We start from the raw sequence: 4,332 nt of genomic DNA, 5'->3' as shown, positions 1-4,332 counted from the left end.
GCCGGACAGGCGTGCCCAGAAAGTGCTGCCGTCCTTGCGCACCAGCTGATATTCGTAGGAGCTGACGCGGCCAGCAAGGAAGTCTTCCGCCGTTTCCTTGCGGGCGGTATTCCAGTCGTCCAGATTTGGATAGAAGGACTGCACGCTGACACCCATCATGCCGCCCGGCGGATAACCGAACAGCTCTTCCATCTTGGCGTTGCAGCGCAGATTGCGGCCGTTCTCGCAGACCGAGATGCCCAGCACGGCGGAATCGAGAATCGCCTGGTTTTCCAGCAGCGCATTACGCAGCGATTCCTCGTCGCGCTTTTGCTCGGTGCGGTCTTCGATAATCCAGATCGTGCCTTGCGATGGCTCCTCGGGATTCACCACGTACCCAATCAGCTGCGCCCAGAAGGTGCTGCCATCCTTGCGGCACATGGTCACTTCGGTGCGAAATGGCTTGGCGGCGCTGAGCAGAGGCGAAGCCAATGCGCCCACATGGTTGTAGGTTTCGTCGTCCGGATACAGGCTGCGACCGGGGATGCCCAGGCCTTCCTCGCCATCGTAGCGGAACATGTCGCGGAAGCCCTTGTTGTAGCGGGTGATCAGGCGGTTCTTGGTGAACAGGATGGTGACCGAGGCATTGGTCATAATGGCTTCGACCTCCATCTTGGTCTGGCGCGACAAGGTCACGTCTTCCAGAATCCAGATGGTGCCGCCGTCATTGTGTTCCGTATCGACGGCCTTGGCGCGCACACTGCACCACACCGGGCTGCCGTTCTTGTGCCGGAACTCGCTCTCCTTCGATTCGAATAACTCGCCCGCGCCCAGCAGCGGCGTGGCGCGGTTGCCGAATTCGCGGTAGGCGTCCTGCGACATGAACATTTCGCCGGCGTTGCGGCCGACGATTTCCGCGCGCGTGTAACCGAACATGCCCGCCATCAGCGGATTACAGCTCAACATCACGCCGTTCTTGGTGAACAGGATGCCGACCGAGGCGTTATCCAGAATCGCCTTCTGCTCCAGCAGCAGCTTGCGCGTGGCTTCCGTCGCTGCGCGCTGCTCGCTGATGTCTTCCAAGATCCACACCGTGCCTTCGCGTGTGTCGGTTGGATCAATGGCGCGTCCGTGCGTGCGGCACCAGAACAGGCTTCCGTCGCGCCGGCGCAGGGGCAGCTCCAGCGAGTGCGCCATGCCCTGCTTCAGAATCGGCCGGCCTTCAACGCGGCGGCGCTCGCCCTCTTCCGGCGACGGATAAACGATGATGCTGGGCGCGCCTTCCATCTCGTCGCGCTCGTAGCCGAACATCTCCGCCGCGCGCATATTGCACTCGACGATCACACCGCCCTTGCTGAAGATGATGCCGACCGCTGCGTTTTCGAGAATGGCCTGCTGCTCCAGCATGGCCTTGCGCAGCGCGCGCTGGTCACGCTGCGAGCTGCTGATGTCGTTGAAAATGATGGTGGCGCCGCCGCTTTCCATCCCTACCGGGAAGGGCTTCACCCTCAGCTGGACGGCAATGTAGGCGCCGTTGGCATCGGCCAGGCAGCTGTCCCAGGATTCGTTGTGCACCGATTGCAGCTGCCCCGCCGCTTCGGCGCGCACATGGGGCGCAAAGAATTCCTTGATATTGCGGCCACGAGAATCGGTTTGCAGGAGCGCGTCCAGCTCCGGATTCGCGGCAATGACAATCCCTTCCGCGTCGCAGCCGCAAGCGGGCATGCCGATTAATTGCAGTGCATCGGCGACAACATCCAGGTTGGCTGAGACTCGGTTCATGTATGCCGGATCATAGCCTACAACCTTGATTCAACAAAGAAAAAGCCCGGCGAGGCCGGGCTCTAATACAACAAAAACGCTTCTGCGATCAGAAGGAATCGCCAGGAACGCGTACCCAGCCTTCCATCAGTATGCGGGCGCTGCGGCTCATGATGGCCTTGGTCACGCTCCACTCGCCATTCACTTGCTGCGCTGCCGCACCGACGCGCAGCGTGCCGGACGGATGGCCGAAACGCACCGCCTCACGTTCACCGCCACCGGCAGCCAGATTGACCAGCGTGCCCGGAATGGCAGCCGCCGTGCCGATTGCCACCGCGGCCGTGCCCATCATGGCGTGGTGCAGTTTGCCCATCGAGAGCGCACGCACCAGCAGGTCGATGTCGCCGGCCTGCACCTGTTTGCCGCTGGATGCGGTGTAACCTGCCGGCGCTGCGACAAAAGCGACTTTCGGTGTGTGCTGGCGCGTGGCCGCTTCCGATACGTCCTTGATCAGTCCCATACGCACGGCACCGTGCGCGCGGATGGTTTCGAACATGGCCAGCGCTTTCGGATCGCTGTTGATGGCGTCCTGCAGTTCCGTGCCCTTGTAGCCGATCGCTTCCGCTTCCACGAAGATGGTCGGAATGCCGGCGTTGATCATGGTCGCGCGCAGCGTACCGACGCCCGGAACTTCCAGATCATCGATCAGGTGCCCGGTCGGGAACATGGAACCACCGCCTCCCTCTTCGTCCGCAGCCGGGTCCATGAATTCCAGCTGCACTTCGGCGGCCGGGAAGGTCACGCCATCCAGCTCGAAGTCGCCGGTCTCCTGCACTTCACCGTTCGTGACCGGCACGTGGGCGATGATGGTCTTGCTGATGTTAGCCTGCCAGATGCGCACCACGGCCACGCCGTTTTGCGGCACGCGGCTGGCGTCCACCATGCCGGAGCTGATCGCGAACGGGCCGACCGCTGCGGACAAGTTGCCGCAGTTGCCGCTCCAGTCCACGAAGGCGCTGTCAATCGATACCTGGCCGAACAGGTAGTCCACATCATGATCGGGACGGGTGGATGGCGACACGATCACCGTCTTGCTGGTGCTCGACGTGGCGCCGCCCATGCCGTCGATCTGCTTGGCGTACGGGTCCGGGCTGCCGATCACGCGCAGCAGCAAGGCATCGCGTGCCTTGCCTGGAACACGAGCGGCTTCCGGCAGGTCCTGCAGCCGGAAGAACACGCCCTTGCTGGTGCCGCCACGGATATAGGTGGCGGGGACTTTGATTTGCGGTACGTGGCTCATTAAGCTGCCTTTGCGGATTCGAGGAAGTCCTGAGCGAAGCGCTGCAGCACGCCGCCTGCTTCGTAGATCGACACGTCTTCCGACGAATCGAGACGGCAGGTCACCGGCACTTCAACACGTTCGCCATTCTTGCGATGGATGACCAGGGTCAGCGTGGCGCGTGGCGCGCGCTCGCCGAYCACATCGAACGATTCGGTGCCGTCGATGCCCAGCGTCAGGCGGTTGGTGCCCGGCTTGAACTCCAGCGGCAGCACGCCCATGCCCACCAGGTTGGTGCGGTGGATGCGTTCGAAGCCTCGGCCACGATCGCTTCCACACCAGCCAGGCGCACGCCTTTTGCGGCCCAGTCACGCGACGAACCCTGGCCGTAGTCGGCGCCGGCGATCACGATCAGCGGCTGCTTGCGGTCCATATAAGTTTCGATGGCTTCCCACATGCGTGTGACTTTGCCTTCCGGCTCGATACGGGCCAGGGAACCGGCCTTCACATTGCCATCCGCATCGCGCACCATTTCGTTCTTCAGGGTCGGATTCGCGAAGGTGGCGCGCTGCGCGGTCAGGTGGTCGCCGCGGTGCGTGGCGTAAGAGTTGAAGTCCTCTTCCGGCAAGCCCATTTTGTGCAGGTATTCGCCCGCCGCCGAATTCATCATGATCGCGTTGGATGGCGACAGGTGGTCGGTGGTGATGTTATCGCCCAGCACAGCCAGCGGGCGCATGCCCTTCAGCGAGCGCTCGCCAGCCAGCGCGCCTTCCCAGTACGGCGGACGACGGATGTAGGTCGACTGCGGACGCCAGTCGTACAGCGGCTCGGCGCGTTCGGCAGCTTCTTCGCTGCGCGCAAACATCGGGATGTAGACCTTGCGGAAGTGGTCCGGCTTCACGGAGGTAGCGATGATCGCATCGATTTCCTCGTCCGTCGGCCACAGGTCTTTCAACGTGATGGCCTTGCCGTTGGCATCGTGGCCCAGCACATCCTTCTCGATGTCGAAGCGGATGGTGCCGGCAATGGCGTAGGCCACCACCAGCGGCGGCGAAGCCAGGAAAGCCTGCTTGGCGTACGGGTGGATACGGCCGTCGAAGTTGCGATTGCCCGACAGGACGGCGGTCGCGTACAGATCGCGGTCCACGACTTCCTTCTGGATCACCGGGTCCAGCGCGCCGGACATGCCGTTGCAGGAGGTGCAGGCGTAAGCGACCACGCCGAAGCCCAGCTGCTCCAGTTCCGGCAGCAGGCCCGCTTCTTCCAGGTACAGCGTCACGGCTTTCGAGCCCGGCGCCAGCGAAGACTTGACC

The 4,332-nt window shown here is 63.0% G+C and carries 2 protein-coding genes and 1 pseudogene; all 3 read right to left on the bottom strand.

The genetic code is table 11. The features are described from left to right. Nucleotides 1-1,761 (bottom strand): PAS domain S-box protein (locus AB4Z11_RS24600; RefSeq protein ID WP_442028353.1); only part of this gene is annotated, 1,761 nt, incomplete at its 3' end. 88 nt (nt 1,762-1,849) lie between these two features. After that, nucleotides 1,850-3,040 (bottom strand): 2-methylaconitate cis-trans isomerase PrpF, encoded by a 1,191-nt coding sequence (gene prpF, locus AB4Z11_RS24595; protein WP_442028351.1) that lies wholly within the window; start codon nt 3,038-3,040, stop codon nt 1,850-1,852. Continuing rightward, nucleotides 3,040-4,332: pseudogene (locus tag AB4Z11_RS24590) on the bottom strand (aconitase family protein); the annotation flags it as partial. The pseudogene AB4Z11_RS24590 and the gene prpF, both read right to left, overlap by 1 nt.

The organism is Pseudoduganella sp. RAF53_2 (assembly GCF_052113985.1).
In the GTDB taxonomy this organism is placed as follows: Bacteria; Pseudomonadota; Gammaproteobacteria; order Burkholderiales; family Burkholderiaceae_D; genus Rugamonas.
Note: the sequence above shows the minus strand (reverse complement) of the source record. Positions and strands in the feature narration are given on the sequence as shown.

Coding starts and splice junctions, on each gene's coding strand:
- prpF (WP_442028351.1), bottom strand. CDS start 3,040: ATGAGCCACGTACCGCAAATCAAAGTCCCCGCCACCTATATCCGTGGC.